Annotated in this window: 28 protein-coding genes and 1 pseudogene; 17 read left to right on the top strand and 12 right to left on the bottom strand. The window is 56.4% G+C overall.

What is annotated here, in order from left to right; genetic code table 11:
* Window positions 1–328 precede the first annotated feature (328 nt).
* A complete protein-coding gene (fadD1, locus tag C6Y56_RS21770) occupies window positions 329–2,026 on the top strand; it encodes a long-chain-fatty-acid--CoA ligase FadD1 (RefSeq protein ID WP_169431590.1) in 1,698 nt (565 codons plus the stop codon).
* Window positions 2,027–2,191: 165 nt separating this feature from the next.
* On the opposite strand, the gene C6Y56_RS21765 is transcribed toward fadD1, so the two are convergent.
* Complete coding sequence (locus tag C6Y56_RS21765) at window positions 2,192–2,569, bottom strand: hypothetical protein (RefSeq protein ID WP_007951149.1); 378 nt, start codon at window positions 2,567–2,569, stop codon at window positions 2,192–2,194.
* 198 nt (window positions 2,570–2,767) lie between these two features.
* Here C6Y56_RS21765 and C6Y56_RS21760 point away from each other — a divergent pair, with 198 nt between their 5' ends.
* From C6Y56_RS21760 to def, 3 genes are all read left to right on the top strand, one after another.
* Window positions 2,768–2,959, top strand: a complete 192-nt coding sequence (locus C6Y56_RS21760; protein WP_065259333.1) for a CsbD family protein — start codon at window positions 2,768–2,770, stop codon at window positions 2,957–2,959.
* A 174-nt stretch (window positions 2,960–3,133) separates the two neighbouring features.
* The gene (locus C6Y56_RS21755; protein ID WP_169431589.1) at window positions 3,134–4,084 is read left to right on the top strand and encodes a YihY/virulence factor BrkB family protein; all 951 of its coding nucleotides are present in this window, start codon (window positions 3,134–3,136) and stop codon (window positions 4,082–4,084) included.
* A gap of 2 nt (window positions 4,085–4,086) precedes the next feature.
* Window positions 4,087–4,626 (top strand): peptide deformylase, encoded by a 540-nt coding sequence (gene def / locus C6Y56_RS21750; RefSeq protein ID WP_169431588.1) that lies wholly within the window; start codon window positions 4,087–4,089, stop codon window positions 4,624–4,626.
* Here def and C6Y56_RS21745 read toward each other — a convergent pair whose 3' ends face one another.
* Window positions 4,627–5,046, bottom strand: coding sequence for a GNAT family N-acetyltransferase (locus tag C6Y56_RS21745; protein ID WP_169431587.1), 420 nt, complete (start codon window positions 5,044–5,046; stop codon window positions 4,627–4,629).
* 337 nt (window positions 5,047–5,383) lie between these two features.
* Here C6Y56_RS21745 and C6Y56_RS21740 point away from each other — a divergent pair, with 337 nt between their 5' ends.
* From C6Y56_RS21740 to C6Y56_RS29640, 6 genes and pseudogenes are all read left to right on the top strand, one after another.
* The gene (locus C6Y56_RS21740) at window positions 5,384–6,325 is read left to right on the top strand and encodes a fatty acid desaturase (RefSeq protein WP_169431586.1); all 942 of its coding nucleotides are present in this window, start codon (window positions 5,384–5,386) and stop codon (window positions 6,323–6,325) included.
* Window positions 6,326–6,332: 7 nt separating this feature from the next.
* A complete protein-coding gene (locus C6Y56_RS21735; protein WP_169431585.1) occupies window positions 6,333–7,124 on the top strand; it encodes a phosphate/phosphite/phosphonate ABC transporter substrate-binding protein in 792 nt (263 codons plus the stop codon).
* 127 nt (window positions 7,125–7,251) lie between these two features.
* A complete protein-coding gene (locus tag C6Y56_RS21730; RefSeq protein ID WP_169431584.1) occupies window positions 7,252–7,797 on the top strand; it encodes a sigma-70 family RNA polymerase sigma factor in 546 nt (181 codons plus the stop codon).
* Window positions 7,794–8,807 carry an ABC transporter substrate-binding protein gene (locus C6Y56_RS21725; protein WP_169431583.1) on the top strand — a complete coding sequence of 338 codons (1,014 nt, stop codon included), beginning with the start codon at window positions 7,794–7,796 and terminating at the stop codon, window positions 8,805–8,807. Before C6Y56_RS21730 ends, C6Y56_RS21725 begins: the two co-directional genes overlap by 4 nt.
* A gap of 517 nt (window positions 8,808–9,324) precedes the next feature.
* Window positions 9,325–10,047 (top strand): annotated as a pseudogene (locus tag C6Y56_RS29645) (PAS domain-containing protein); the annotation flags it as partial.
* A 57-nt stretch (window positions 10,048–10,104) separates the two neighbouring features.
* A complete protein-coding gene (locus C6Y56_RS29640) occupies window positions 10,105–10,644 on the top strand; it encodes a methyl-accepting chemotaxis protein (protein WP_371320920.1) in 540 nt (179 codons plus the stop codon).
* A 74-nt stretch (window positions 10,645–10,718) separates the two neighbouring features.
* Here C6Y56_RS29640 and C6Y56_RS21715 read toward each other — a convergent pair whose 3' ends face one another.
* The 3 genes from C6Y56_RS21715 to C6Y56_RS21705 form a co-directional block, all read right to left on the bottom strand.
* Window positions 10,719–11,285 (bottom strand): hypothetical protein, encoded by a 567-nt coding sequence (locus C6Y56_RS21715; protein ID WP_169431581.1) that lies wholly within the window; start codon window positions 11,283–11,285, stop codon window positions 10,719–10,721.
* 152 nt (window positions 11,286–11,437) lie between these two features.
* The gene (locus tag C6Y56_RS21710; protein WP_169431580.1) at window positions 11,438–12,859 is read right to left on the bottom strand and encodes an MFS transporter; all 1,422 of its coding nucleotides are present in this window, start codon (window positions 12,857–12,859) and stop codon (window positions 11,438–11,440) included.
* A gap of 125 nt (window positions 12,860–12,984) precedes the next feature.
* The gene (locus tag C6Y56_RS21705; protein WP_169431579.1) at window positions 12,985–13,425 is read right to left on the bottom strand and encodes a PACE efflux transporter; all 441 of its coding nucleotides are present in this window, start codon (window positions 13,423–13,425) and stop codon (window positions 12,985–12,987) included.
* Between the two features lie 121 nt (window positions 13,426–13,546).
* Here C6Y56_RS21705 and C6Y56_RS21700 point away from each other — a divergent pair, with 121 nt between their 5' ends.
* A complete protein-coding gene (locus C6Y56_RS21700) occupies window positions 13,547–14,419 on the top strand; it encodes a LysR family transcriptional regulator (protein ID WP_169431578.1) in 873 nt (290 codons plus the stop codon).
* Between the two features lies 1 nt (window position 14,420).
* On the opposite strand, the gene C6Y56_RS21695 is transcribed toward C6Y56_RS21700, so the two are convergent.
* The gene (locus tag C6Y56_RS21695; RefSeq protein ID WP_007951123.1) at window positions 14,421–15,452 is read right to left on the bottom strand and encodes a LacI family DNA-binding transcriptional regulator; all 1,032 of its coding nucleotides are present in this window, start codon (window positions 15,450–15,452) and stop codon (window positions 14,421–14,423) included.
* Between the two features lie 216 nt (window positions 15,453–15,668).
* Between C6Y56_RS21695 and C6Y56_RS21690 the strand changes: the two genes are divergently transcribed.
* On the top strand, window positions 15,669–16,202 hold the full coding sequence (locus C6Y56_RS21690; RefSeq protein WP_064598881.1) for a gluconokinase: 534 nt from the start codon (window positions 15,669–15,671) through the stop codon (window positions 16,200–16,202).
* An 82-nt stretch (window positions 16,203–16,284) separates the two neighbouring features.
* Window positions 16,285–17,637 (top strand): GntP family permease, encoded by a 1,353-nt coding sequence (locus C6Y56_RS21685; protein ID WP_169431577.1) that lies wholly within the window; start codon window positions 16,285–16,287, stop codon window positions 17,635–17,637.
* Window positions 17,638–17,765: 128 nt separating this feature from the next.
* Here C6Y56_RS21685 and alaC read toward each other — a convergent pair whose 3' ends face one another.
* Window positions 17,766–18,977: an alanine transaminase gene (gene alaC, locus C6Y56_RS21680; protein ID WP_102687281.1), complete on the bottom strand. Its 1,212-nt coding sequence runs from the start codon at window positions 18,975–18,977 to the stop codon at window positions 17,766–17,768.
* Between the two features lie 139 nt (window positions 18,978–19,116).
* On the opposite strand from alaC, the gene C6Y56_RS21675 reads away from it, so the two are divergent.
* The 3 genes from C6Y56_RS21675 (at window position 19,117) to C6Y56_RS21665 (ending at window position 21,148) form a co-directional block, all read left to right on the top strand.
* Complete coding sequence (locus C6Y56_RS21675) at window positions 19,117–19,779, top strand: LysE family translocator (RefSeq protein ID WP_039766147.1); 663 nt, start codon at window positions 19,117–19,119, stop codon at window positions 19,777–19,779.
* A 68-nt stretch (window positions 19,780–19,847) separates the two neighbouring features.
* Window positions 19,848–20,342, top strand: coding sequence for a GyrI-like domain-containing protein (locus C6Y56_RS21670; protein WP_169431576.1), 495 nt, complete (start codon window positions 19,848–19,850; stop codon window positions 20,340–20,342).
* Window positions 20,343–20,659: 317 nt separating this feature from the next.
* Window positions 20,660–21,148: a GNAT family N-acetyltransferase gene (locus C6Y56_RS21665; RefSeq protein WP_169431575.1), complete on the top strand. Its 489-nt coding sequence runs from the start codon at window positions 20,660–20,662 to the stop codon at window positions 21,146–21,148.
* Window positions 21,149–21,223: 75 nt separating this feature from the next.
* Here the strand turns inward: C6Y56_RS21665 and C6Y56_RS21660 are convergent, their stop codons facing one another.
* The 5 genes from C6Y56_RS21660 to C6Y56_RS29280 form a co-directional block, all read right to left on the bottom strand.
* Window positions 21,224–21,910, bottom strand: coding sequence for a dTMP kinase (locus C6Y56_RS21660; RefSeq protein WP_169431574.1), 687 nt, complete (start codon window positions 21,908–21,910; stop codon window positions 21,224–21,226).
* Window positions 21,907–23,043, bottom strand: a complete 1,137-nt coding sequence (locus tag C6Y56_RS21655; protein ID WP_169431573.1) for a radical SAM protein — start codon at window positions 23,041–23,043, stop codon at window positions 21,907–21,909. Before C6Y56_RS21655 ends, C6Y56_RS21660 begins: the two co-directional genes overlap by 4 nt.
* Before the next feature lie 23 nt (window positions 23,044–23,066).
* A complete protein-coding gene (locus tag C6Y56_RS21650; protein ID WP_169431572.1) occupies window positions 23,067–23,903 on the bottom strand; it encodes an inositol monophosphatase family protein in 837 nt (278 codons plus the stop codon).
* Entirely contained in the window at window positions 23,900–24,751 is an 852-nt protein-coding gene (locus tag C6Y56_RS21645; RefSeq protein WP_243433417.1) for a hypothetical protein, read from the bottom strand. The genes C6Y56_RS21650 and C6Y56_RS21645 overlap by 4 nt, the downstream gene beginning before the upstream one ends.
* Before the next feature lie 278 nt (window positions 24,752–25,029).
* Entirely contained in the window at window positions 25,030–25,650 is a 621-nt protein-coding gene (locus C6Y56_RS29280; RefSeq protein WP_249314449.1) for an MATE family efflux transporter, read from the bottom strand.
* Between the two features lie 298 nt (window positions 25,651–25,948).
* Here C6Y56_RS29280 and C6Y56_RS29275 point away from each other — a divergent pair, with 298 nt between their 5' ends.
* Window positions 25,949–26,269, top strand: a complete 321-nt coding sequence (locus tag C6Y56_RS29275; RefSeq protein WP_243433427.1) for a hypothetical protein — start codon at window positions 25,949–25,951, stop codon at window positions 26,267–26,269.
* Window positions 26,270–26,294 lie beyond the last annotated feature (25 nt).

Here is a 26,294-nt window from a genome sequence, read left to right as displayed (position 1 = left end):
GTCGGATCGCCGCCCGGAGCGGGCTCGCTCCCTGAGGTTCACTGATGACCCTGTGGGAGCGAGCCCGCTCGCGTTTCCAGCCCCGAAAACCGGGACTTTCAAAGCGTTATAGGATTTTTGCTCTAAAATGACTGCTAGTGGTTCTTGAGTCATGAAAATGACTGTAGGGGCCGCTTTTGGCTCTAGTCGACCCTTGGCAAAGCTGCTACTCTCGGCGCGCTTTGTGACTTCTCGGCCTTGTAAAAAGCCAGACTCACCAATAAACAAACACCAATAATAATCGCATCAAATGCGGTGCTGAATTCGCGTTGCTGAGGAGTGGGCTTCCATGATCGAAGACTTTTGGAAGGATAAGTACCCCGCTGGAATTGCTGCCGACATCAATCCAGACGAGTACCCGAATATTCAGGCAGTGTTGAAGCAATCCTGCCAACGCTTCGCCGACAAACCGGCGTTCAGCAACCTGGGCAAGACCATCACCTACGGTGAACTGTACGAATTGTCCGGTGCGTTTGCCGCTTATCTGCAACAGCATACCGACTTGCAGCCCGGTGATCGAATCGCCGTGCAACTGCCCAATGTGTTGCAGTACCCGGTCGCCGTTTTCGGTGCCATCCGCGCCGGCCTGATCGTGGTCAACACCAACCCGCTGTACACCGCGCGGGAAATGGAACACCAGTTCAACGATTCCGGCGCCAAGGCGTTGGTGTGCCTGGCGAACATGGCTCACCTGGCCGAAGCCGTGGTGCCGAAAACCGGGGTCAAACACGTTATCGTCACTGAAGTCGCCGACCTGCTGCCGCCGCTCAAGCGCCTGCTGATCAACAGCGTCATCAAGTACGTGAAGAAAATGGTTCCGGCCTACCACCTGCCCAAAGCCGTCAAGTTCAACGACGTGCTGAGCAAGGGCCAGGGCCAGCCTGTAGCGGAAGCCAATCCGGACAGCGGCGATGTCGCGGTGCTGCAATACACTGGCGGCACCACCGGTGTGGCCAAGGGCGCGATGCTCACCCATCGCAACCTCGTTGCCAACATGCTGCAGTGCAAGGCGCTGATGGGCTCCAACCTCAATGAAGGTTGCGAGATCCTGATCACCCCGCTGCCGCTGTACCACATCTATGCGTTCACCTTTCATTGCATGGCGATGATGCTGATCGGCAACCACAACATCCTGATCAGCAACCCGCGCGACCTGCCGGCGATGGTCAAGGAACTGTCGAAGTGGAAGTTCAGCGGTTTCGTCGGCCTCAACACGCTGTTCGTGGCCCTGTGCAACAACGAAGGTTTCCGCAAGCTGGACTTCTCGGCGTTGAAAGTCACCCTGTCCGGCGGCATGGCTCTGCAACTGGCCGCCGCCGAGCGCTGGAAAGCGGTCACCGGTTGCCCGATCTGCGAAGGTTACGGCATGACCGAAACCAGCCCGGTGGCCACGGTCAACCCGATCCAGAACATCCAGATCGGCACCATCGGCATTCCGGTGCCGTCGACCCTGTGCAAAGTCATCAATGACGCCGGCGTCGAGCAGCCGCTGGGCGAAATCGGCGAGCTGTGCGTCAAGGGCCCGCAAGTGATGAAGGGCTACTGGCAGCGTCAGGAAGCCACCGACGAGATGCTCGACAGCGAAGGCTGGCTGAAGACCGGTGACATCGCGCTGATCCAGCCGGACGGCTACATGCGCATCGTCGATCGCAAGAAAGACATGATCCTGGTCTCCGGTTTCAACGTGTACCCGAACGAACTGGAAGACGTGCTGGCGACCCTGCCGGGCGTGTTGCAGTGTGCGGCCATCGGTATTCCGGACGAGAAGTCGGGCGAGGCGATCAAGATCTTCATCGTCGCCAAGCCAGGCGTCACGCTGACCAAGGAAACGGTGATGGAGCACATGCGCGCCAACGTCACTGGCTACAAGGTGCCACGTTCGGTGGAGTTCCGCGATGCGCTGCCGACCACCAACGTCGGCAAGATCCTGCGTCGCGAACTGCGCGACGAAGAGCTGAAGAAGATCAAGGCGAAGAGCGCCGCATAAAACAAAAAGCCCCGCAGATGCGGGGCTTTTTGTTGGTGCAGGTTGTAGATTTGTAGTGACTGTGAGGTCGCTTTCGCGAGCAAGCCCGCTCCCACATTCGCCTGTATTCCAATTGGAGGAACGCGGTTGAATGTGGGAGCGGGCTTGCTCGCGAAGCTTTTTCTGCTACTGGCGGAACGGCGCGAAGTTCACGTTGGTGCCCGCCGGGCGCATGTCCTGCAGGTAAGAATCCTTGTCGGCACTCAGTTCCAGGCTCAGGGCCGCCTTGCGCTTGCCTTCGTTGCGGATCACCAGGCCTTCGAGCTTTTCGCGCAGAAACACGGTCGGCACTTTCAGGTGCAGCAGTTCGTCGGTGGCCGGGGTGTGCATCAACAGGTGAATCCACTCGTACTGACCGATGGCCAGGCGCGACACCGGCAGATCGAACCACCAGATGTTACGGTTGCGGTTCAGTTCGGCGAAGTGGCAGTTGTTGGTGCCGAGCACGGCACCGCCCAGCTCCTGGTTGCGACGGGCGATGGCCTGCTTTTTATCGAGTTTCATAACATTCCTGCGGGATCGGTTCTGTGGCGCCTGGCGCCCTTATGGTGGGCATTCTCGGGGCTACGCTCGCAAACATAAAGCCCAACCTGCACGCCGCGACGAAATGAAGTTCTGAAAATAAATGAAACTTGGCGCAAACGGGGCCAGTCAATCGTTACGTACTGACTTTTCCCCTTCAATGCACCAAGGAGAAACACCATGAGTAGCACAGGCGATAAAGTAAAAGGCATGGCCAACGAAGCCGTCGGCAACGTCAAGCAAGGCGTCGGTAAAGCTACCGACAACACCAGGCTGCAAGCCGAAGGCAAATTGCAAGAGAAGAAAGGCGAGGCCCAGCAAGCAGTGGGCAAAGCCAAGGACGCGATCAAGAAAGGCGTCGACAAGGCTTGATCCAGCCTTGAACGAAACACCGAAGCGGCCATCCAAGGATGGCCGTTTTTGTGTGTCGTTCACATGCAGTCACGGATCACAGTGTTTCAGAGTCGCCAAGTAGGCTACTTTGATGAGAGAAAACGGCCCCAGTCGCCACGACTTCAACCTGTTTTGCGGCGAAAGGAGACGCGAATGATTTTCCCCGACATGAAAGGCCTGCCCCTGCACCGGGTCATCGTGCGTACCGTCACCGAGTTCATGGACGACGAGATGTCGACCTATGCCTCGGCACTGGCCTACCAGATGCTGTTCTCGCTGTTCCCGTTCATTCTGTTCCTGATTGCCCTGATCGGTTTCCTGCACCTGCCGGACTTCTTTTCCTGGCTGCGTCTGCAATCGGAGTTGGTGTTGCCGCCCCAGGCGCTGGAGCAGGTCAACCCGGTGATCGATCAGTTGCAACAGTCCAAGGGCGGCCTGCTTTCCGTGGGTATCGTCATCGCCCTGTACACCGCGTCCGCCGGTGTGCGCCTGATGATGAGCGCGATGAATGCGGCCTACGACGTGGTCGAAGGCCGGCCGATCTGGAAGCGCTTCCCGCTGTCGATTTTCTACACCGTCGGCATCGCCGGCATGCTGCTGGCCGCCGCGGCGCTGATGGTGCTGGGGCCTCAGGTTATGGGCTGGATTGCCGGTCAGGTCGGGCTGGAAGATTTCATCGTCACGGTGTGGACCATCGCCCGCTGGCCGGTGATCGTGATCCTGATGATGGTGGCCGTCGCCTTGATCTACTACGTGATGCCCGACGTCAAACAGGAGTTCCGCTTCATCACCCCGGGCTCGGTGCTGGCGGTGGTGGTGTGGATCATCGCCTCCCTGGGTTTCGCGTTCTACGTCAAGACCTTCGCCAACTACAACGCCATGTATGGCAGCATCGGTGCGATCATCGTGCTGTTGCTGTATTTCTATATTTCCTCTGCCGTGTTGTTGCTCGGCGCGGAGATGAATGCGGTGATCGAACACATGTCCAGCGAGGGCAAGGATTCGGGCGAGAAAGTCCCCGGCGAACTCGATGAACATCCCAAACAACACGTTTCCGGTCTCGGGCGCGATCACTCGCTCAAGCCGAACACAGACGAAGCCTGATCATGATCCGTGAAATCCTGAAGATGGGCGACGAGCGCCTGCTGCGCATTGCCCCGCCGGTGCCGGCCGAGATGTTCGACAGCCCGCAATTGTGGCAACTGATCGACGACATGTTCCAGACCATGGAAAGCGTCGGTGGTGTTGGCCTGGCCGCACCGCAGATCGGCGTCGACCTGCAACTGGTGATCTTCGGCTTCGAGCACAGCGAGCGTTACCCGGACGCCGAAGCCGTGCCGCAGACGATCCTGATCAATCCGCTGATCACGCCGTTGAGCCCGCTGATGGAAGAGGGCTTTGAAGGCTGTCTGTCAGTGCCCGGCCTGCGTGGCGCGGTGGATCGTTATCAACAGATCCGCTACGAGGGTTTCGATCCCAAGGGCGAGCCGATCGTGCGCGTGGCCTCGGGATTCCATGCGCGGGTGGTGCAGCATGAGTGCGATCACCTGATCGGACGGCTGTACCCGTCGCGCATCACCGATTTCAGCAAGTTCGGTTTTACCGAAGTGATGTTCCCGGATCTCGATCCCGACGCTGACGATTGATCAGCCAGTGCGCGGCGCCAGTTCCATGGCAATCATCGGCTTGCTCCGCGCATAGCGGCTCAAACGTTCGGCCATGGCCTGCGGCAGGGCGGGGTCGAAGGTGAAGCCGCGCCGCTCGTAGAATCCACGCAGGTCCGGATGGCAGAACAGCCACACCGGCGCCTCCACATCTTTCACCGCCGCCGCGATCAATTGCGCAGCGATGCCCTGTTCGCGGCAGGCCGGATCAACGAACAACCCGGTCAGCCAATGCCCGCCGAACACCGGCCGCAGGCACAGCGCCGCCACGATTTCCTCCTGCCGCGCCACCCACAATTGCGCTTCGCGCACCGCTTTCATCGACGATTGATGCTGGCGGTAGAACTTGTTCATCAAGGGCCAGGACAGGTCGTCGAGCTGGCTGTAACGGGTGTCGGTCATGAATCGGACTGCCGGTGCAAAAGTCGCGGATTATAAAACAACGTCCTCGCCGGGATAGGTGTATACCTGATCTCACATCCCCTCTGAGTGGAGTACGCATCATGTCCAAAGGTATGGATTCGAAGAAAGCCGCGAAGAAGAAACCGGCCAAGACCGCGATTGAGAAACGCCACGAGAAAAGAGCGAAAAAAGTCGACATTTTTGGCCATTGATCACGCCTTTCGGGAGCCCGGATCCGGGCTCCCGTCTTGTCCTTGAAAGCAGCCCGCAAAAATAATCTGCAAGATTTCCCGATGGTGTTGCACAGAACGAACAGACCTTCGTTCCGAGCCACGCCATGCCCCATTATTTCGACGACGCCCATCGCCAACAGATCGAAGCCCTGCGCCAACGCTTCACCGCTCGTACCGACTGGCCGACCTGGCTGCTGCTGATTGGCGTGTATGCCGGTTGGTTCTGCGTGATGCTCGGCAGCGAATGGCTCGGTCTCTGGTGGAGCACGCTGCTGCTGATTCCGTTGCTGGTGCTGTGGCTGTCGGTGCAGCACGAATTACTCCATGGCCATCCGACGCGCTGGACCTGGGTGAACAAAGTCCTCGGCTACGCGCCATTCGCCGTGTGGTATCCCTACACGCTCTATCGCGACAGCCATTTGCAGCACCATCGCGACGAAGACCTGACGATCCCCGGTGTCGATCCCGAAAGCCGTTACCTGAGCGCCCAGCGCTGGCAGGGCAGTTCGCTGTTCGAACGCAGCCTGCACTGGCTGAACAAGACTGTGCTTGGTCGATTCGTCCTCGGCGCACCGTTGGCCTTGCTGACGCTGGCCGGTGAAGAACTGCAACGCCTCAAAAGCGGCGAACGGCAGGCCTGGTTGATGTGGCTGACCCACGGTGCCTTGACCGTGCTGATGCTGGTGTTCATTGCCCGCTACAGCGTGTTGCCGGTCTGGCATTACCTGCTGCTGATCAGCATCCCGGCGCTGTCGATTGCGATGGTCCGCTCCTACTATGAGCATCGGCCCCACGCACAACCGCAGCAGCGCACAGTGCTCAATGAAGCCGGATGGCCATGGCGCTGGCTGTTCCTGAACCTTAATTTCCATCTGGTGCACCACGATTTGCCGAAGCTGGCGTGGTACGACTTGCCCAAGGCCTATCGCATGCGCCGGGAGCAATGGGTCGAACGCAGCGGCGGATTTCTGGTACAGGGTTATGGGCAATTGTGGCGCCGGCACGGCATCAAGCCGATCGACAGTCCGCAGCATCCATTCATTTGAGACCACCATGACGTCAGGTTACGCAGAGCTGTTGATGTACATCGCCCCCGAGCCGATCCGCGCGGCGAACGAGCAGTGGCTGGCGCGGCTTCTCGAACACCTCGGCGGTTCGCGGCTCGATGCCGAGGGCTTGTCCTTGCTCGAACTCTGGCGCTCGCCCGAGTTGCTGTTGACCCAGACCTGCGGTTACCCGTTGATGACCGCGTTGCGTGGCCAGGTCAGGATTGTCGGCCGTCCGCGCTACGAGTTGCCGGACGCCAGCGCGGGTCATCATTGCAGCCTGATCCTCAGCCGCGCCGATGATCCGCGCCGCAGTCTGGCGGCGTTCTTCGACAGTCGCGGGGTGATCAACAGCGAAGACTCCAACAGCGGCATGAACCTGTTGCGCCAGCGCCTGGCGCCGTTGCAGCGGGACGGGCGGTTTTTCGCTTCGGTGGGTCTTAGTGGCGGACATCGGGAAAGCCTGCGCTGGTTGCGCGAAGACCGCGCCGATCTGGCGGCCATCGACAGTGTGACCTTCGCGTACCTGGCGCAGCACGCCGCTGAAGAGGTCGGCGGATTGCGGGTGGTGGCGCGCAGTGCGTTCAGCCCGACCTTGCCCTTCATCACCGCAGCCAGTACGACGCACGAGCAGATCGAACACCTGCGCCGGGCCATGAACCGCAGCCTGCAAGACTTGCCCGATGTGGCCCGCATGCTCGGTTTGCCCGATGTCCTGCCCGCCAGCGAAAGCGATTACCTCGTTCTGCTGGATTATCAGCGCGAGGCCGAAGAACTGGGTTATGGCCGCTTGCGTTAGTGGCTTCTTGTAATGCACTAATGGAATATAAGAATTCTTTTTAAGTATTTTTAACGCATAAGGCACCTTGCTAGGATCGCGCCACCGGACGACCGGACATTCAGCGACCCTTGACCAAGGAGCCCCCATGTCCGGCGCCGACTCATCCCATCGCAATCATGTGAACACCTTGTTTCGCGACCATTACCAGTGGTTGTGCACACGTCTGCGTCGGCAATCGAATGATGCGGCCACCGCCGAAGACATCGCCGCCGAAACCTTCGCGCAACTGCTCGAAGCGCCGGGCCTGACCGCCATCCGCGAACCCCGCGCCTTGCTCACCATCATTGCCCAACGCCTGCTGTACGAGCGCTGGCGGCGGGGCGACCTGGAGCGTCGGCATCTGAATCAACTGCAACAAGTGGATCTCGATCACGCGCCATCTCCCGAACAACTCGCCGACCTGTCACAGAGCCTCAAACATCTGGACCGGACACTCCAACGCCTCCCGGGCAAGGTGCGCTCGACCTTTCTGCTGGCCCGCATCGACGGCCTGACCTACCCGCAAATTGCTGCCGAACTGGGCATCTCCCAGCGTTCGGTGAGCCTGTACATGACCCGTTCCCAGGCCCTGTGCAACCGCCACAGCGCCAACCAAACCCTGATTTCCTCCCAGAACAAGAGGTCCGCATGAGATCGATCAAAACCCTGCTCGGCAGTTCGCTGCTGGCCCTGACCCTGACTGCCGGGCACGCCGTGGCAGTGGAAAAAGCCGCGCCGATTCACTTCGGTGACATCACCTGGGAAAGCGGCAGCTTCATCACCGAAGTACTGCGCCTGATCGTTGAAAAAGGTTATGGCTATTCGACCGACACGCTGCCGGGCAGCACCGTCAGTCTGGAAGCGGCGCTGGCGAAAAACGACATCCAAGTGATCGGCGAGGAGTGGGCCGGGCGCAGTCCGGCGTGGGTCAAGGCTGCTGCCGAGGGCAAGGTGTTCGGCCTTGGCGACACGGTGAAGGGCGCTACCGAAGGCTGGTGGGTGCCGGAATACGTGATCAAGGGCGACCCCGAGCGCGGGATCAAACCGCTGGCGCCGGAGCTGAAATCGGTGGCCGACCTGCCGCGCTACAAGGATGTGTTCAAGGATCCGGAAGACCCGAGCCGTGGGCGTTTCCTCAATAGCCCGACCGGCTGGACCTCGGAAATCGTCAACAGCCAGAAGCTCAAGGCCTATGCGCTGAACGACAGTTACGTCAACTTCCGCACCGGTTCCGGCGCGGCGCTGGATGCCGAGGTGGCGTCGTCGATCAAGCGCGGCAAACCGGTGCTGTTCTACTACTGGTCGCCGACGCCGCTGCTCGGTCGCTTCAAACTGGTGAAGCTCGAAGAGCCGCCGTTCGACGCCGACGCCTGGAAAACCCTGGCCGATGCCAACAACCCCCATCCGAAAGGCACCCGCTCGATGCCGGCGAGCCTGGCAATTGGCGTGTCGGCGCCGTTCAAGGCACAGTACCCGGAACTGGTGACATTCTTTGAAAAGGTCGACTTGCCGATCGATCTGCTGAACCAGACCCTGGCCGGGATGAGCGAGAAGCGTCAGCAGCCACGCCAGGTCGCCGAAGCGTTCCTGCGTGATCAACCGCAAGTGTGGAAGCCTTGGGTGCCGGGTGATGTGGCGAATAAAGTCAGCGGGAGTCTGTAGTACTTTTGCGATAATTGTGTCGTTTCAAAAGTTGCCATTGCGAGTCGGTCGCAATGGCAACCAACACCCCCGCCGCTGAACCGTTTCTTGTCCGCTTTTTGTCCTTATTCCCCGTGGTGCTGGCCGACTAGTGGCCTTGCGCAAGGCTTTACGCTGTCTATGCTCAAACCTAACTAACTATGTCGACCGTCATCCAAAGCGCCTCGACGGCATTAGGTTAGCCACGAACAAAGCTGCCAGAGTGCGCAATCCAAGGCACCGGACACTGAACCGACAAGGAAAATTTTTTAAATGGAAGTTCTTCTACACGTTAGGAATGGCCCGCCTGCGGGCTATCAAGAGAAGGATGTCTTGATTAAAGCGTCGCTACATGGACTCTTTGATTAATCATCGTTTATCACCTGACAACTTCCTCCTGTGGAGGAAGGCGTGTGCCTGTTCTCTGGAACGTAGTGGTGGATTCTGAAAGACCCGAACTTTCATCAAATCAAAAGAACGCGCGGAAGGTGATAGAGACATGTTCAACCTACATCACAAGGCTGACCTGCAGGAAATCGAGCGCTTCAGCTGTGCCCTGACCGAAACCAACGCGAAGTTGGCGGCGATCAGCCGTTCGATGGCAATGATCGAATTCACCCCCGAGGGCATCGTGCTGGATGCCAATGAGAACTTCTGCAAGACCATGGGTTACAGCGCCGAAGAAGTGCGTGGCAAACATCACCGGATCTTTTGTGAAGAGGCGTTTTACCGCAGCGAGGAATACGCCAAGTTGTGGCGTGACCTGGCCCGTGGCGAACCCATCAGCGGCACTTTCCTGCGTTTGAACAAAAGCGGTCGGGAGATCTGGCTGGAAGCCAGTTACATGCCGGTGTATGGCCCGGACAAACAAGTCCGAAGTGTGATCAAAGTGGCGGCGGACATCACCGCGCGCGTGAACAAGGAAAAGGAAGAAGAAAGCATGCTGGCCGCCATCGGCCGTTCGATGGCGGTGATCGAGTTCACCCCGCAAGGCAATGTAATCACCGCCAACGACAACTTTCTCAAGACCATGCAGTACTCGCTCAACGAAATCGTCGGCCATCACCACAGTCTGTTCTGTCACCGGGTCGAGGCCGAATCCGCGCAGTACAAAGCGTTCTGGGCTTCGCTCAATCGCGGCGAATATCACTCGCACCGCTTCGAGCGCAAGAACAAGTCCGGGCAAACCGTTTACCTCGAAGCTTCTTACAACCCGCTGTTCGACGCCAAGGGCCGGTTGTACAAAGTGGTGAAGTTCGCCAGCGACATCACCCATCAGATGACCACGCTGCAGACCGCCGCGGAATCGGCCCACAGCACCTCGGTACAAAACGACGCCTGCGCGCAAAAAGGCTCACAGGTCGTGCAGCAAACGGTGCAGATCATTCAGGACATTTCCCGCGACCTCAACGAAGCGGCGCTGAGCATCGATGCGGTCAGCAAACAGTCGGACATCATCGGCACCATCGTCCAGACCATTCGCGGGATTGCCGACCAGACCAACCTGCTGGCGCTCAACGCGGCCATCGAAGCAGCGCGGGCCGGTGAGCACGGGCGTGGTTTTGCGGTGGTGGCGGACGAGGTGCGCAGTCTTGCGGCGCGGACCAGTCAGGCGACCCTGGAGATCGTCGATGTGGTGCGCAAGAACCATGAGCTGTCACTGAGCGCAGTGTCGAGCATGCAGTCGAGCCTGAGCCGCACCGGGCTCGGGGTGGAACTGGCGAACGAGGCGGGCGACGCAATCCGGGAGATCCAGCAGGGTTCGCGGCATGTGGTGGATGCGATCAGCCAGTTCAATGAGACTTTGCAGTTGAACTGACGGTTTCACGGCTGAAAAAAAGGATCCCCGGTGGGGATCCTTTTTTATTGCGCCGCTGCGCAGCGTGATGCGGGTCAGAGTGAAGCGAGGAACTTGTCTGCCGACTGGTCGCTGATCTTGGCCGAGTTGGCGTCCTGTTTGTTCTGTTTCTCGGCTTCGGCCAGCTTCATCTTGTCCTGCAGTCGCTCGGCGATCTCTTTGCCGATGGCCAGTTGTTTCTCCGGCGGCATGGCTTTGATGTCGTCCTCGGTCAGGCCCATTTCCTGAAGGATACTGTCGCGCAGACGCTGTTCCGGCGTTTTGCTCATGTAGTCCTTGAACTCGTCCAGGGCCGATGAGCCTGTGGATTTGCTCGGCGAAGTATCGGAGGTTTGCAGGGCGACACGGGTCTTGGCGAATGCTTCGTCGACGTTGTCGCTGATGCGGGTGGCTTCGCTGACTTGCCGGGTCGCCAGTTGGGTGGCCGATTCCTGCACTTTGGCGGTGGCTTCGGCGGTTTGCGCCTGGGTCTGGTTTTGCAGGGTCTGCAGCATCGCGCCGTGCAGGCCGCCTTGCAGACCGGCCGCTGCCGTGGCGGTTGCATCGTCATTCAGCGGCTTGGGCAGGTGGATGATTTGCTGTTGTTTTGCACTGACCAACATGATGAAAGGACCTGTAGGTAATGACTGTCAGTCCTGGGCAGCAAATACCGTGCCTTTCGAATAAGTCCTTCTATTTCAATTGCTTGTGTCTGGCGTGAACAGGCCAAGCGGTCATCCCTTGCCGGTAGGCGGCAGAGGATGACCGTTGTTCGTCAGCGATGGGCGATGTTTTCCAGTGCGAGGTTTCGGGTGCGGGGGCCGAAGTAGCCGATGGTAAGCATCACGATCAGCATGCTGGCGACGATGAACGCCAACACGCCCGGCGTGCCGAAGTGGTCGAGGAACAAACCGATCAGCAGGCTGCTGAACACCGTCGACAAGCGACTGAACGAATAGCAGAACCCCACGGCCCGGGCGCGGATGTTGGTGGGGAACAATTCGCTCTGATAGGAGTGATAACTGAAGCTCAGCCAGGCGTTGCAGAAGGTGATCATCACCCCGCAGAAGATCAGGCCGAAGGCGCTGGTCTGCAACGCGAACAAGGTGCCGAAGCTCATGGCGCCGAGGGCCGAGCCGACGATCTGCCACTTGTTCTCGAAGCGGTTGGCGAATTTGACGAACAGCAACGGCCCGAGCGGGTAGGCGAGGGTGATGATGAACGCGTACATCAGGCTGTGAGTGACGCTGACACCCTGACCGGAAAGCAGCGCCGGCAGCCAGTTGCCGAAGCCGAAAAAGCCGATGGCCTGGAAGATGTGGAAGACGATCAGCATCAACGCGCGGCGGCGATAGGGCGGTTGCCAGATATCGGCGAAACGGCCCTTGCCCTCGACATCGACTGCCACGGCTTCCGGTGCGTCGAGTGGCTGGCGATGATCTTTCTCACAGCGCGCCTCAATGTCGTCGAGAATCCGGTTCGCCTCATCGAAACGGCCATGCTGGGCCAGCCAGCGCGGCGACTCCGGCAGACGTTTGCGCAGCCACCAGATGAACAGCGCAAACACTGCGCTGGCCAACACCACCCAGCGCCAGCCGGACACCCCGAACGGCGCCTGCGGCACCAGCCACCAGGACATCAACGCCACCGCTGGCACCGACAGGAACTGCACGAAAAACGCGAAAGCGAACGCCGAACTGCGCATGCGCTTGGGCACCAGTTCCGAGAGGTAGGCGTCGATGGTCACCAGTTCGATGCCGAGACCGATGCCCACCAGAAAACGCATGCAGATGATCCCCAGCGCCGAACTCTGCACGCCCATCAAAACTGTGGCCACGGTGTACCAGACCAGCGCGAAGGTGAAGATTGCCCGCCGCCCGAAACGGTCCGCCATCGGGCTCAGCAGGCTGGCACCGAGAAACAGTCCGAGGAACGTCGCCGAGGCGAACGCAGCCTGATCGGAGAACCCGAACACGCCCTGATTGCCGGTGGCGAAAATGCCGTCGCGGATCAGGCCGGGGCTGATGTAGGCGGTCTGGAACAGGTCGTAGAGTTCGAAGAAACCACCGATCGACAGCAGCGCCACCAGCCGCCAGATCGTGGCGACTGCCGGGAGGCGGTCGATGCGGGCGGAAATCTCGGCGGCGCGTATCGGGTCGATGCCGTCGCGTTGCGCGGCGGGGGCGTGTGCAGTCATGGGCTGGTCCATTTTTTATTGATGGAAAAGCTTAGCCTGCTATCGGAAATCAAGGATTGTTTATATCGACGGTTGGCGAGGGAAAACCGCCGATTTCTTGCAATATCCGCTTACCAATTAACGATTTATGTCGCGGGCTGCGGATCCGGCAGCGCAGACGCTGGCAAGCCGAACACCCGGTCAAACAACCAGTTGAACGCGAAGGTGTAGCAAGGGATGAACACGATCAGCGCCAGATCCAGCAAAAAGGCCTGCACCAGACTGATGTTCATCCACCAGGCGATCAGCGGAATCAGGAACACGATCAGCGTCAGCTGGAAGCCGACGGCGTGGGCAATGCGCCGTTTCACCGTGCGGGTGCGCGAGGCCTGGCGGCTTTCCCAGCGTTCGAACAACGAGGTGTAGATGAAGTTCCAGGTCACGGCGATGGTGGTGATGATCAACGCCAGCGGGCCGGTGCTGCCGGGCGAGGTGCCGGACAACAGGGCCAGGCCGAGGGCCGAGAAGGTCATGCCGATCACTTCATAGAGCGACACATAAACCAGTTTGCGTTTGACGCCTTGCATGGGGAATTGCCTCTTTCTTGCGACTTGTGGCCAGTGGGGCTGGCGAAGGCGACGAAAGATAGCTTCAATGGAAGTGACAGAAAAAGTCAGTAGCTTTCAGTTTTATTGATAGGTGTGCGAAGTGAATTTCAACAGTGAAAGCATCGAGCTGTTTCTCGCCGTGATCGAGCGCGGCTCGTTTTCCGCCGCTGCCAGGGCGTTGGGCAAAGTCCCGTCGGCGGTGAGCATGGCCATCGGTAATCTGGAGGCGGAACTCGGTTACTCGCTGTTTGATCGCAGTCACCGAGAACCGCAACCCACGGCCATGGCACTTTCGCTGGTTCCCCATGCGCGATTGATCGCCGATCAGCTCAAGCAATTGCAGGTGCACGCGGTGCAGTTGTCGTTGGGGCTGGAGAGCAAGTTATCGATCGGCGTGGCGGCGGATATCGATCGCCGACGGTTGCTGACGGCGATCAAGGACATCAGCGAGCGCCATCCGCTGCTCGACATTGAAGTGCTGACCGCGCCACAGGACGATGTGCTGGCGATGCTCCACAGTGGCCGGATCAGCGTGTGCCTGGCGTTCGCCGGGTTGAGCGTGAATGTGCTGGAGCGTTTTCAGTTTGTCGGCACTGAGCGGATGATCGCCACGCTGGCGGCGGACAGTCCGCTGTTGCAGGGGCAGGACCTGTTTCTCGAGGATCTGGTGCATGTCCGGCAGATCGTCGTCGGCAGTCGCGACTTGCCGATCAGCGAAACCCGGCCGCTGGTGGCCGAATCCCACTGGCGCACCGACAGCCTGGAAACGGCGCTGGAAATGGTCGAGGCGGGGTTGGGCTGGGGCAATTTTCCGTTGTCGGTGGTACAGCCGTGGCTCGATAGCGGACGCTTGAAACGGCTGAATTTTCGCAACATCGAAAACGGTCTGGTGCTGCCGGTGCACGCGGTGTGGCTCAAGAGCCAGCCGTTGCAGAAGGGCGCGCTGGCTCTGGTGGAGTTGCTGGGAGGTTGAGTCAGGTGCTCTCGCGAATCTTCAGTTCGAAGCCCATGTCCTCCACCGGCCGCGCCACGCTGTTACCGGCCATCAGCGTCAGCATCTGCTCCGCCGCACGCTTGCCGATCGCTTCGCGGGGCGTGTTGATGCTGCTCAGGCGCGGCACCATGTGCTCCGACATCGGCAGGTCGTTGAAACCGAGGATCGCCACTTGTTCGGGGATTTTGATTCCGTTGCGCAGCGCTTCCAGCAGGGCGCCCTGGGCCAGGTCGTCATTGCCGAAGAAGATCGCATCGACATCCGGGTGCGCCGCCAGCAGTTGCAGGAACAACTCGCCACCCAGGCCCACGGACGATGAGCGCGGTGTCAGCACTTCCAGATCCGGGTCATAGCGACCAGCCTTCTGCAACGCCTTGCGAAAGCCTTCACCGCGCAGCAGGGTGCGCTGATCGAGCTGCGCGCCGATGTACGCCAGACGCTTGCGGCCACGGGACAGCAAATGCTCGGCGGCGGTTTCCCCGGCGCTGAGTTGGGAGAAACCGACGCAGTTCACCCCGGCGGCGCTGTCCAGTTCCATCATGTACACGCAGGGAATGTTGCTGGCCTCGATCATCCGTCGCGAACTTTCGGTGCGGTCGAAGCCGGTCAGCAGCAAACCGCGTGGCTGATAGGCCATGTAGTTGCGCAGCAGGTTTTCTTCTTCATCGCGCGAGTAGTGGAAGTTGCCGATCAACACTTCAAAGCCTTTGGGCGTCAGCACCCGATGAATGGCTTCCAGGGTGTCGATGAACAGCAGGTTGGACAGCGAAGGCACCAGCACCACCACCGAATGGCTCTGGGCCGAGGCCAGGGCGCGGGCGGCGGGGTTGACCACGTAGTTGAGTTCCAGCGCGGCTTTTTGCACTTTTTCCACCAGCTCGGTGGCAACCGTGCTGACCCCGCGCAAGGCGCGCGAGGCGGTAATCGGACTGACCCCGGCCAGCCGGGCGACTTCATTGAGGGTGGGACGGCCGGTGGTGCGGGTGTTTTTATCGTTTTTAGGGGTGGTCATCGGGCGGCTTGCCAAACAAAAATCAAGGCACTAAGGTAGCGCTGTCCTTATGCAGCTGCAAATGCGTAAGCGAGGTCCTGCCTGATCCTCGCTTTTTGGCGTACGGACAAAACCTGCTGCAACCCAAAAAAACGACAAGAAGGCGTCGGCAACTTCTGCCTGTGCACTAGAGTCATAGCTAGCAAAGGTAGCGCTGTCTGCGCGCTGAGGTGTTACATGAATCATCCCATCACCGCCCTGGTCATCATGGGCGTTGCCGGTTGCGGCAAGACGTGCGTCAGCGAGGCCCTGTGCCAATTGAGCGGCGCCACTGCCATTGAAGGCGATACTTTCCATCCGGCCGCGAACATCGAAAAGATGAGCGCGGGGATCCCCCTGAACGACGAAGACCGTGCCGGCTGGCTCGACAGCCTGTGCGATGAACTGCGCCGCGTCGACGCCCTGGGCGAACGTCCGGTGCTGACCTGCTCGGCCCTCAAACACAGTTACCGCGAAGTGCTGCGTAGCGCCTTGCCGGGTCTGGGCTTCGTGTTCCTCGAATTGACGCCTGAAGTGGCCGCCGAACGTGTGTCCCACCGTCCGGGTCACTTCATGCCGGCGACCTTGATCGAAAGCCAGTTCGCCACCCTCGAATCGCCCAAGGGCGAGCCGTTGACCCTGGCCCTGAATGCTTCGATCCACAGCGTTGAAGAACTGGCGTCGCAAGCCCACGTCTGGTGGCAGGCCCATGGCCTGAAACAGGCGGTATGAGTGTGATTGCGAAGATAGCGCTGTCCTTTCGACTTCTGATTAACCCGCTTTAATAACAACAACAAACCAGGAGACACCCCCAATGTTTGGCATGTCCCATGACGCCTACCTGCTGCTTGATGCAGTGGTCACGGTGATCGGGCTTATCGTCCTGATCACCAAGTTCAAGCTCCATCCCTTCATTGCCCTGACCATCGCCGCCGCGTTCCTCGGCCTGACGTCCGGCATGCCGATCGGCACCATCATCAAGGCGTTCCAGGACGGCTTCGGTGGTGTGCTCGGTTTCGTCGGCATCATCCTCGCGCTGGGCACCATGCTCGGCAAAATGATGGCGGAATCCGGCGGTGCCGATCAGATCGCCCAGACCCTGATCCGCGCCTTCGGCAAGGACAAGGTTCAGTGGGCGATGATGTTCGCCGCGTTCCTGGTGGGCATTCCGCTGTTCTTCGAAATCGGCTTCGTGCTGCTGATTCCGCTGGTGTTCATCGTCGCTCGCCGCACCGGTGTGTCGATCATCAAGATCGGTATTCCGCTGCTCGCCGGCCTGTCCGCCGTGCACGGTCTGGTGCCGCCGCACCCGGGCCCGCTGCTGGCCATCGGCGTGTTCGGTGCCGACATCGGCAAGACCATTCTCTACGGTCTGATCGTCGCGCTGCCGACCGCCATCATTGCCGGTCCGATCTTCGGTACGTTCATCGCCAAGCACATCCCGGGTCATCCGAACCAGGAACTGGTCGATCAACTGGCCCGTGAAACCGATTCGACCAAACTGCCAAGCTTCGGCATCACCCTGGTCACCGTGCTGCTGCCGGTGTTCCTGATGCTGCTGAAAACCTTCGCTGATGTGGCGCTGCCGGACGGTCATTTCTTCCGCACCTGGATGGACATGATCGGTCACCCGATTTCGGCGCTGCTGCTGGCATTGCTGCTGTCGCTGTACACCTTCGGCGCCAAGCAGGGCATCGGTTCCCAACAGATGCTCAAGTGGCTCGACGCCAGCCTGGCGCCAACCGCCGCGATCATCCTGATCATCGGCGCCGGCGGTGGCTTCAAGCAGATGCTGGTGACCAGCGGTGTGGGCGACGTGATCGGCCACATGGCGGTCAGCGCGCAGATCTCGCCGATCCTGCTGGCGTGGCTGGTGGCGGCGGTGATCCGCATCGCGACCGGTTCGGCCACCGTGGCGACCATCACCGGTGCGGGTATTGTGGTGCCAGTCGTGGGGATGATCCCGGGCGTGAACCGTGAGCTGCTGGTGCTGGCCACCGGTGCCGGCTCCTTGATCCTGTCCCACGTCAACGATGCCGGTTTCTGGCTGGTGAAGCAGTACTTCAACATGACCGTGGCCGAGACCTTCAAGACCTGGACGGCGATGGAAACCATCCTGTCGGTGGTTGGCCTGGGCTTTATTCTGTTGTTGTCGCTGTTCGTTTAAGCAGGCACATCGCAAAACAAATGTGGGAGCGAGCCTGCTCGCGATGAGGGCATAACATTCAATGAAAATGTTGAATGTCAGCCCGCAATCGCGAGCAGGCTCGCTCCCACAGTGTTATGTGCCCAGCGTCAGGATTTGGTCACCAGGCCATCCGCCCGGAACATCCCGCGAATCCCGCGTACGGCCTGGCGAATCCGGTCCTGGTTCTCGATCAGCGCGAAGCGCACATGATCGTCGCCGTACTCACCGAAACCAACGCCCGGCGAGACGCAGACCTTGGCCTCGGCCAGCAGCTTCTTGGCGAACTCCAGCGAACCGAGATGGGCGTAGGCGTCGGGAATCTTCGCCCAGACGTACATCGAGGCTTTCGGGTTTTCGACCATCCAGCCCAGTTCATGCAGGCCTTTGACCAGTACGTTGCGACGCTGGCGATATTGCTCGGCGATGTCGCGCACGCATTGCTGATCGCCTTCAAGCGCAGCAATTGCGGCCACCTGCAGCGGGGTGAAGGTGCCATAGTCGTGGTAGCTCTTGATTCGCGCCAGGGCGCTGACCAGTTCCGGGTTGCCGACCATGAAACCAATGCGCCAGCCCGCCATGTTGTAGCTCTTGGACAGGGTGAAAAACTCCACCGCGATGTCCTTGGCGCCCGGCACCTGCATGATCGACGGGGCTTTCCAGCCGTCGTAGACGATGTCGGCGTAAGCCAGGTCGTGCACCACCAGCACGTCGTACTGTTTGGCGAGGGCGATCACCCGCTCGAAGAAATCCAGCTCCACGCACTGGGCGGTGGGGTTGGACGGGAAGCCGAGGATCATCATCTTCGGTTTCGGGATCGAGCCGCGAATCGCCCGTTCCAGCTCGGCAAAGAAATCCACGCCCGGTACCAGCGGCACCGACCGCACCTGGGCGCCGGCAATCACGGCACCGTAGATGTGAATCGGGTAGCTCGGGTTCGGCACCAGCACGGTGTCGCCCTGATCCAGGGTCGCCAGCATCAGGTGCGCCAGGCCTTCCTTGGAACCGATGGTGACGATGGCTTCGCTTTCCGGGTCGATCTCGACCTCGTAGCGTTCCTTGTACCAGTTGGAAATCGCCCGACGCAGGCGCGGAATGCCCTTGGACGTGGAGTAACCGTGGGTGTCTTCGCGTTGTGCAACCTGCACCAGTTTTTCAACGATGTGCGGCGGCGTGGCGCCGTCGGGGTTGCCCATGCTCAAGTCGATGATGTCTTCGCCACGACGTCGGGCGGCCATCTTCAGCTCGGCAGTGATGTTGAAAACGTAAGGGGGGAGTCGATCTATGCGCGCAAAGCGGCGCGGCGAACCTTGTTCAGCCATTGTTGCCTCGGATAACGTAAGCGCCCGGAACCGTCCGAGCGACGCTGGTCACTGCGGTGACCTGTGGCGGAAGATAAGGGCAGCGATGGCAGGCTGTCCAGCGTGCACGACAACAATTTTTTCCCAAGGAAAACGGTTAATGGAATTCACCAGCGGCTTTTTGTTGAGCCTTTCGCTGTGCCTGGATATCGGCGTGGCCAACATCGCGATGATTACCCTGGCGATGCAGCGCGGTTATTTTCAGGGCTTCGCACTGGGTCTCGGCACCTGCGTCGGCGACCTGATCTACGCGGTGCTGGCGCTGGCCGGAATGACCGTTCTGCTGCAATACGAAACCGTGCGCTGGGTGCTGTGGATCGGCGGTTCGGCGTTGTTGATCTACTTCGCGGCGAAGATGATCTATTCGGCGATCCACCACGAGGCGCAATTGGCGGCGACCGCCGAGGTTGGCCAGAACTCCCATCGCAAGGAATTCTTCCGTGGGATTTTTCTCGCCATGTCGTCGCCGAGCGCCATTCTCTGGTTCGCGGCCGTGGGCGGTACGTTGATCGCCCGCTCCGGCGGCGGCGGTCCTTTGAGCTCGGCGCTGTTCCTTGGCGGCTTCCTGTGCGCCGGGCTGCTGTGGTCGGCGGGGCTGTGTTTCGCCGCGAGCCATGGCGGCAAGTTGCTGGGCGACAAACTGCTGCGCTATTCCTACATGGCATCGGCAGCGATCTTCTGCTATTTCGCGGTCTACGTGATCGTATCGGGCTATAACGAGTTCGTCGGTTCCGGCGCCGCCGAGGCCCTGCATACGCTGTAAATGTGCGAATCGGGTTTGGCTTCTATACTCCCAGCCGAACCCACTTTTTTCGTTCAAGGAGTCGAGTCATGGATGAGCAAAAACGCGTCGAAGTGGCTGAACCTCGCTTCGAACATGGACACTTCCTGCTGATTGCAGGTTTTCGCGATCGCTTCACCAAAGAGACCGTTCAGGACATCCCTGCGCTGTGGGAAAAATTGATCCCGCACATCGGAAACATTCCGGGGCAGAAGGGCGAATTGACCTACGGCGTTTGCAGCAATTTCGACGGCAACGGCGGTTTCGATTACATGGCCGGAGTCGAAATCCGCAAGCTGGACGACTTCCCGCAGGAAAAGTATCCGTGGATCGAAGTCCTGCCGCGCCAGTACGCGGTGTTCGAACACAAGGGTTCGCTGGATCAGCTGCCGCAGACCATTGATTACATCTACAACACCTGGCTGCCGGCGTCCGAGTACAAAGGGCTCAACGCCCCGGAGCTGGAACGCTACAGCGCCGATTTCAATCCCAAAACCAACACCGGCAAGCTGGAAATCTGCGTCCCGGTGGAAAAGAAAACCTGATCTACAACCGGCAGCGCGAACCCGTTTCGCGCTGCCGGTCCAGTCTTACTTGCCCTTGATCCGTCGCGCCCGCAACAGGTCGATGCCCAAGGTGATGAAGCCGAAAAAGCTGATGCCCAACACCATCAACAAACCGATTTCCACGCTGCTCATAAGCTGTTTCCCCTTCGGGTGATCAGAGACAGTGCTCAGGAATAGACCGTCCCGATTGCGAAGAAAAGCGCTTATACGCAGGCTTTACGCTGCCCGTGCGGATCGATATGAACACCTTATTCCTTTATCCTTGGCGGCCTTGTTTTCACTGATTTCGAGCCGCCATGAACACCGTCATCCGCCACGTCACCGCCGCCGACCTGGACCGCTGCTACGCCATCGAAACCCTCGCCTACGAAGGCGACGAAGCCGCGACCCGCGAGAAGATCGCCACGCGCATCGCCACCTGGCCGGACGGTTTCATCGTCGCCGAAGTGGACGGGCAGGTGGCCGGCTTCATCAACTCCGGCGCGGCATTTGATGTGCAGATGTCCGACGAGGCGTTCAAGGAACTGATCGGCCACGACCCGGCCGGGCCGAACGTGGTGATCATGTCGGTGGTGGTGCACCCGGATTATCAGGGCCTGGGGCTGGCCAAGCGCCTGCTGGGCGAGTTCATCGAACGCATGCGCGAGCAGGGCAGGGCAACGATTCACCTGATGTGCAAGGAACGGCACATCCCGCTGTACGCCGGGTTCGGTTTTGCCTACATCAAACCGTCCGAGTCCGACCACGGCGGGATGGCGTGGCACGAGATGATCCTCACTCTGTGAGCCAACACTAAACCCCTGTGGGAGATTGGTTACTCATTTGTACGTGTCATGCACTCACCCGGGTAGGCGGGATTTCTAGTTTTTAATAAGGATTTTTTGTACCGCGCCTACCGCTCTATCAAGTACTGCCTCTTCACTTAAATCGGTGGTGTCAATCACCACCCAATTTGCCAAACCACAGCGCTCATAACTGGATCGGACTCGGTTCTGATATGCAATGAAACTTTTAAGGCGATCCTCATTGCCACCGTCATAAGCTCCGCTCTCGCTTAGACGGAACGATCCCTTTCTTTGTGCCGCGAGAGCTGGGTCAATATCGAGGAAAATCACGAAGTCTGGCTTTCTAATTGTTGAAAATACTGTTAGGGCTTCTTCTGCTAAATCTGTACTTTTAAGCAAGAAGCGCGCTAGGTATTTGTGGTACCAGCCATCTGCGATGCAATTTTCGCCAGAGCTAACTATTGGAGATATAGCAGCATGGTCTGTCGCTTGAAACCATGCAGTTATAAGGCTCATCCAGTGTTTGTCGCCTAATTGCTCAAGAGGGGCGTTGTCCGGATAGTCCCAAAGAACTTCCCGCAGTCGTGACATGTGGTATTCGGTATATCCTGAAGAAACGGGTGGGCGGTTTTTGTCGACGTAGTGCAAATCTATATTAGATTGGGAGAGGATTTCGTATGTTGCTCTTGCGATAGTAGACTTTCCTGCACCATCCGTTCCTTCAAATGCGATAAATATTCCTTGCTCTGAGGTGTAGTTCATGCGAACGCTCCTAGGTAAGCCTCAGTATCTAGAGAGTTTCTACCGCTACCCTCTATCAATGGTCGAAATCCTTCTCTTTGATAAATTTCTGACATCTTTTTACCAATTGAACTCAGAAACTCTACGGAAGGTCGTTTTCTCGCACTGTATTGCGAGCTAGCATCTGGGTGAAATGCTGCCACTGCTGGAACTACGCCCATCTGACCAAAGTATTCGATACCCTCTATGATTGACTCTAATGGCTCCATTCCGGCAACGAATCCGGCATATACGTTGCCGCGCCCGAGAGTTTCTACAGCGGCTTCAAAAGCTTCGAGGAAACGATCCCGAGTGTAGTCACGAGATTTGCCTGGGCATACTTCTGAAAAAAGTCCAGGGTTGAATACCTCCAGGCTCATTGACATATTATTGCCGACAGCCTTGAATTTTTCGAAAAGACGGAAGTCTTTGGGTGGCATAGAAATCAAGTGGTAGTCCAAGTGGTTATGTGCATTCTTTTCTTTTACTCTATTCAGCAAATCGATATGCATCCCATACCCTTTGTCGTAGTTAGGGATTGTACCTCCGTTCAATAAGACTCTTCGGTATCGGCGACTCTCATCTTTGACAGCCATCGCTACTGCTTCTCCAGCGATGTCGCCCTTAATTCGCATTCTATGATCTGACAGGCTTTCTCGAGCTGAACCCAGAGAGCAAAATTTACACTCATGACCGTCATTGAAGTAGTAGCAATGGCCGGGGGAGAAAATTCCAAGCGTAGAATTTCCATATATAGTCAGATGTTTTTCAAATAACTCGCCATTACTTAAGATTTTTCCGTAAGATTTAGGCCTGGCTGGAAAAGTAATGTCAATGATGTTTTTATTGTAGCTTAGTGCGGGAGTGTTTCGCTCTAAGATGATTTTGTATTTTGAGTGTGGGTTGTAGTTGGCGGCAGTAATGATATCGCCATCAAGAACAATTTCTTGTGGGGTTCGGATCGTTGGGTTGATTATGACGCTGTCACCTGTTCCGTATGCACGTCTTTTTTCAATATGATTCACCTCTGTTTGGAAATGCTCTAAGAAATCCCTGCTGAAATTAACGCCGTTAGCCAGTAGGGCGAGTTTCAATTTTACTGTATCGAATAGCATGATTCGGCTTCCAGTTAATTGCACTACAAGAATATTTTTATTAGATCTTCTGAAGATAAGGCAATCAATGTTCCATTATCCTTCAGGGCTTCTACGGATGGCGGTAAGCAATGCCTTGAGTGACCTTTTTCATCGAATAATGCTCCGCCTGACTCTCTCAAAATAAGTTCTGCCGCCGCAATATCACAGCTTCTCTCGTGCCCAGGTGAACCGATATCAATAAACGCATCAAGAACCCCAGCAGCAATCAGGCAGATTTCTAACGAAGAGCAAGAGTAAATACGAACTTTGTCCGCTGACCATAAAAGCCGTTCTATTTTATGTCTTTCTTTACTGCCACGAGGACGGTGAAATGAAAGTCGCATTTGTTCTAATGATTCGGTTTTTCGAGTGGTTAACCGTTTCACAATTATTGCGGACTGAAGATACGCTCCTTCACCAAGCGCAGCGGTATAGACTAAATCTCTAGAGATGTCGTAAATCCATCCAAATACGTACTCGTTACCATGATAGATGGCAACACTAGATGTGTAGTTCGGGAAACCCATAAGCGCATTGTGTGTGCCATCTAGGGGGTCAATCAGAGCGTAAAGGTCACCGTGATCTCCAAGTTTTATTGGTGAAGTGCTTTCTTCTGAGTAAATTGTCATTTTGAGACGAGATTTTGACAGGCAACTAAAGAGTATGTTTTGGCAATTTATGTCGTATTGTGTTTGGTTGAAATGCTGGTCTGTATTGGTTTTGTTAAATTCTGGAAGACTGGACAATGTGCCGGCCCAATAGCGCCGTAACTGCTTTCTGGCTTCATAAAGACTTACTTCCAGTTCTGGAATGTATTCACGCTTGAATAGTGCTCTCATACCGACTTCTCAGATATTAATTGCGTATGCCAGTTTTTCCGATTGAGTTTAGATGCGTAGACTTTTACGTCGAATAGTTTTCCTGCGTAAACGGCGTAGTCTGCACTCATAAAGGCGCTGAAGGTTTTGGGGAAAAGTGCTAGTGTTTTAACTTCGAAATTATAACCAAGTTTCTTTCTGATCATATTCGCCGCTTGCCTGAGGCTTCCGCCGGTATAGGCCTTGTCTATAATCAGCCATGAATCATTCGGCGAAGTTATATGGGGGAATATGTCTAGAAAATTTTCATCTCTAGTTAGAAGGCTCGGGTCATTTTGGCGATGAATTTCAGAAAAGAATATATCTGTATCTTTGGTAGCTGCCAGATATCCAAGTGCAAGTGGTAGGCCGGCTGATAATAAAAAGAGCTTATTTTTTGATATGTTTTTGATTTTTAGCCAGATAGAGTGGTCGTCATAGATGTATCTGGTATTGAGAGCAAGACTGCTATCCCAGTGTTCATAAGAAATGTATTTGCTGTAGAAGGCGCAGAATTTATTGTGGAAATCCAAGGTTTCATTATCAGTATCTATTAGCAGTCTGGTTTTTGTAAGGCCTCTATTCGTTGGCTTTACGCAGGGGAAAGGCTGGTGGGATGTCGCGAGTGCTTCTTTAATCAGGTCGCTCTTGAAATCTAATAATTTGGCTTTGGAAGGTCCTGACACGGCTAGTTCTGGTGAGAGACCATCTCCCTTTATCTTGCAAATGTCAGATGATTGTAATTGGGTTGTCCTTGAGTTTAAGTACTCCCATATTCGTATTATCTCTTCGTCTGACATGCCATCATAAATTGGGTCGAGGTTGCTCAAGTCGCAAACCATGACTTCTGGATGGCGGAGTTCAAAGGAGGCTCTCTGGAGATGGCACCCGTTCATTAGTGCTTTGCGGTAAGCGTAATAATCACTGGTTTGTAAACCGGTCAGAGTTCTCCATGCGTGATGTTCGCTGATAATGGTTGTGGAATTTAAGTGCGAGTTGTAGAGCAAAGGTAACGCGCTAGCATGATTCATGTTTGGAGTCTCACGAAAATGCAATCGGTTAGATGTTTTAACTTGCGTTGTGAATTAGTAAAAGCGGGATCAAGTATCTAAAGTTTACCTATTGGCTGGTTGCTGTGTGTTTTCAATAAAAATGTCAATCGCCAAAACATTGCCAGCATCAGAATGAATGAGCAGATTATTAAGGTTATAAATATAGAATGTATGTTGCGGTAAAAATTTAGAAGAATTGCGCAAAGGGTAATGCCAAAAATGTTCAGCGTCAGAATAGTTAGAAGTGTGGGAACCCAGAAATCGTCCATGCTCCTCAAAATCGTCCTGGTTAAAACATAGATGAATTCAAAAGTTAAAAAAGGAATCGAGTAAAGAGTATTGGTTTCAATTAGTTTCCTGATCGTTGAATCTGACGTATAGGTCATGGAAATGTTTTCTTTCCAAAGGACACTGGCTAGCAAAAAGGGCGTTAGTGCTAATAGGCCTGATTTTAGTCCTTGGATATAAGTTTTTTTAAGCGATCCTAAATCCCTTCTGGTAAATTGACGGGCGGCGATAAGCCCAGTCGCATTCCCTATTCCAATTGATATCATATATATGATGCTTATAAAGTGTAGTGAGGCTTGGTAGGCGGATAAATTGTTTTCACCTAAGTTTTTCGAAATGAATGATAATATGAAAAATAGAAAGCTTTCACCCCCAAAGCATAAGGCCATTGGCAAACCTCGAGCTATATACTTAAGATACTGTTCTTTCGGTATTTGTATGGCTTTCTGGAAGTTTTTTATATACAGGTGGATTTTAGAGTTGAAGTAGAAAAGTGCGAGGGTTGCGAAAGCACATCGTAAGCAAGAATATATGAGTATGAAGTCAGGTAGCGTGATTGCCGAGTTCGTGTTAATCAAGATTATGCAGGCTGAAGTGAGGCAAATGTTAAATGTCCACGTATAAATTACTTCGTAGTGTGTTTTTTGTACTCCGTTAAAAAAATTGAATATTGTAACCTGTAGGTATATGGCTGGAATTGATAGGGATATTAACAGCAGTGCTTGGATGTCTTCCGTGTTGGTTAGGTTTGTCATTGGCGTAAGCGCGATTGTGTGCGCAAAAGAAATCATAGATATGATCAGGGCTCCAAATAAAATCGAGAGCCTTAGTGATATTGTTATTTCGGATTTTATGTTGTTTGTGTTTAGATTATTTGATCCCGCTATCTTGATTAGTGTTGGAGAAAAAAATCCGATACCGATGACAGTAATAAACGATATTGATGCCAAGGCAAATGAAGCGGAATCAAGTGAGTCAACGATAAAGTGGCCAGCGAAGGAAAAGTAGATCAGTGAAGCTGTCATGTCGCCCA

The organism is Pseudomonas fluorescens (genome assembly GCF_012974785.1).
Taxonomy (GTDB): domain Bacteria; phylum Pseudomonadota; class Gammaproteobacteria; order Pseudomonadales; family Pseudomonadaceae; genus Aquipseudomonas; species Aquipseudomonas fluorescens_BT.
Note: the sequence above shows the minus strand (reverse complement) of the source record. Positions and strands in the feature narration are given on the sequence as shown.

What these genes read in the sequence shown, in the direction of transcription:
- C6Y56_RS21705 (WP_169431579.1), bottom strand. Translation starts at nt 13,425, where the DNA reads ATGCAAGGCGTCAAACGCAAACTGGTTTATGTGTCGCTCTATGAAGTG.
- C6Y56_RS21715 (WP_169431581.1), bottom strand. Translation starts at nt 11,285, where the DNA reads ATGTTGGTCAGTGCAAAACAACAGCAAATCATCCACCTGCCCAAGCCG.
- C6Y56_RS21650 (WP_169431572.1), bottom strand. Translation starts at nt 23,903, where the DNA reads ATGAGAGCACTATTCAAGCGTGAATACATTCCAGAACTGGAAGTAAGT.
- C6Y56_RS21690 (WP_064598881.1), top strand. Translation starts at nt 15,669, where the DNA reads ATGAATCATCCCATCACCGCCCTGGTCATCATGGGCGTTGCCGGTTGC.
- C6Y56_RS21685 (WP_169431577.1), top strand. Translation starts at nt 16,285, where the DNA reads ATGTTTGGCATGTCCCATGACGCCTACCTGCTGCTTGATGCAGTGGTC.
- C6Y56_RS21670 (WP_169431576.1), top strand. Translation starts at nt 19,848, where the DNA reads ATGGATGAGCAAAAACGCGTCGAAGTGGCTGAACCTCGCTTCGAACAT.
- C6Y56_RS21695 (WP_007951123.1), bottom strand. Translation starts at nt 15,452, where the DNA reads ATGACCACCCCTAAAAACGATAAAAACACCCGCACCACCGGCCGTCCC.
- C6Y56_RS21735 (WP_169431585.1), top strand. Translation starts at nt 6,333, where the DNA reads ATGACGTCAGGTTACGCAGAGCTGTTGATGTACATCGCCCCCGAGCCG.
- C6Y56_RS21745 (WP_169431587.1), bottom strand. Translation starts at nt 5,046, where the DNA reads ATGACCGACACCCGTTACAGCCAGCTCGACGACCTGTCCTGGCCCTTG.
- C6Y56_RS21740 (WP_169431586.1), top strand. Translation starts at nt 5,384, where the DNA reads ATGCCCCATTATTTCGACGACGCCCATCGCCAACAGATCGAAGCCCTG.
- C6Y56_RS21665 (WP_169431575.1), top strand. Translation starts at nt 20,660, where the DNA reads ATGAACACCGTCATCCGCCACGTCACCGCCGCCGACCTGGACCGCTGC.
- C6Y56_RS21660 (WP_169431574.1), bottom strand. Translation starts at nt 21,910, where the DNA reads ATGAACTACACCTCAGAGCAAGGAATATTTATCGCATTTGAAGGAACG.
- C6Y56_RS29280 (WP_249314449.1), bottom strand. Translation starts at nt 25,650, where the DNA reads ATGGCCTTATGCTTTGGGGGTGAAAGCTTTCTATTTTTCATATTATCA.
- C6Y56_RS21755 (WP_169431589.1), top strand. Translation starts at nt 3,134, where the DNA reads ATGATTTTCCCCGACATGAAAGGCCTGCCCCTGCACCGGGTCATCGTG.
- C6Y56_RS21710 (WP_169431580.1), bottom strand. Translation starts at nt 12,859, where the DNA reads ATGACTGCACACGCCCCCGCCGCGCAACGCGACGGCATCGACCCGATA.
- C6Y56_RS29275 (WP_243433427.1), top strand. Translation starts at nt 25,949, where the DNA reads ATGGCTGGAATTGATAGGGATATTAACAGCAGTGCTTGGATGTCTTCC.
- alaC (WP_102687281.1), bottom strand. Translation starts at nt 18,977, where the DNA reads ATGGCTGAACAAGGTTCGCCGCGCCGCTTTGCGCGCATAGATCGACTC.
- C6Y56_RS21765 (WP_007951149.1), bottom strand. Translation starts at nt 2,569, where the DNA reads ATGAAACTCGATAAAAAGCAGGCCATCGCCCGTCGCAACCAGGAGCTG.
- C6Y56_RS21760 (WP_065259333.1), top strand. Translation starts at nt 2,768, where the DNA reads ATGAGTAGCACAGGCGATAAAGTAAAAGGCATGGCCAACGAAGCCGTC.
- C6Y56_RS29640 (WP_371320920.1), top strand. Translation starts at nt 10,105, where the DNA reads ATGACCACGCTGCAGACCGCCGCGGAATCGGCCCACAGCACCTCGGTA.
- C6Y56_RS21655 (WP_169431573.1), bottom strand. Translation starts at nt 23,043, where the DNA reads ATGCTATTCGATACAGTAAAATTGAAACTCGCCCTACTGGCTAACGGC.
- C6Y56_RS21725 (WP_169431583.1), top strand. Translation starts at nt 7,794, where the DNA reads ATGAGATCGATCAAAACCCTGCTCGGCAGTTCGCTGCTGGCCCTGACC.
- C6Y56_RS21675 (WP_039766147.1), top strand. Translation starts at nt 19,117, where the DNA reads ATGGAATTCACCAGCGGCTTTTTGTTGAGCCTTTCGCTGTGCCTGGAT.
- C6Y56_RS21730 (WP_169431584.1), top strand. Translation starts at nt 7,252, where the DNA reads ATGTCCGGCGCCGACTCATCCCATCGCAATCATGTGAACACCTTGTTT.
- fadD1 (WP_169431590.1), top strand. Translation starts at nt 329, where the DNA reads ATGATCGAAGACTTTTGGAAGGATAAGTACCCCGCTGGAATTGCTGCC.
- def (WP_169431588.1), top strand. Translation starts at nt 4,087, where the DNA reads ATGATCCGTGAAATCCTGAAGATGGGCGACGAGCGCCTGCTGCGCATT.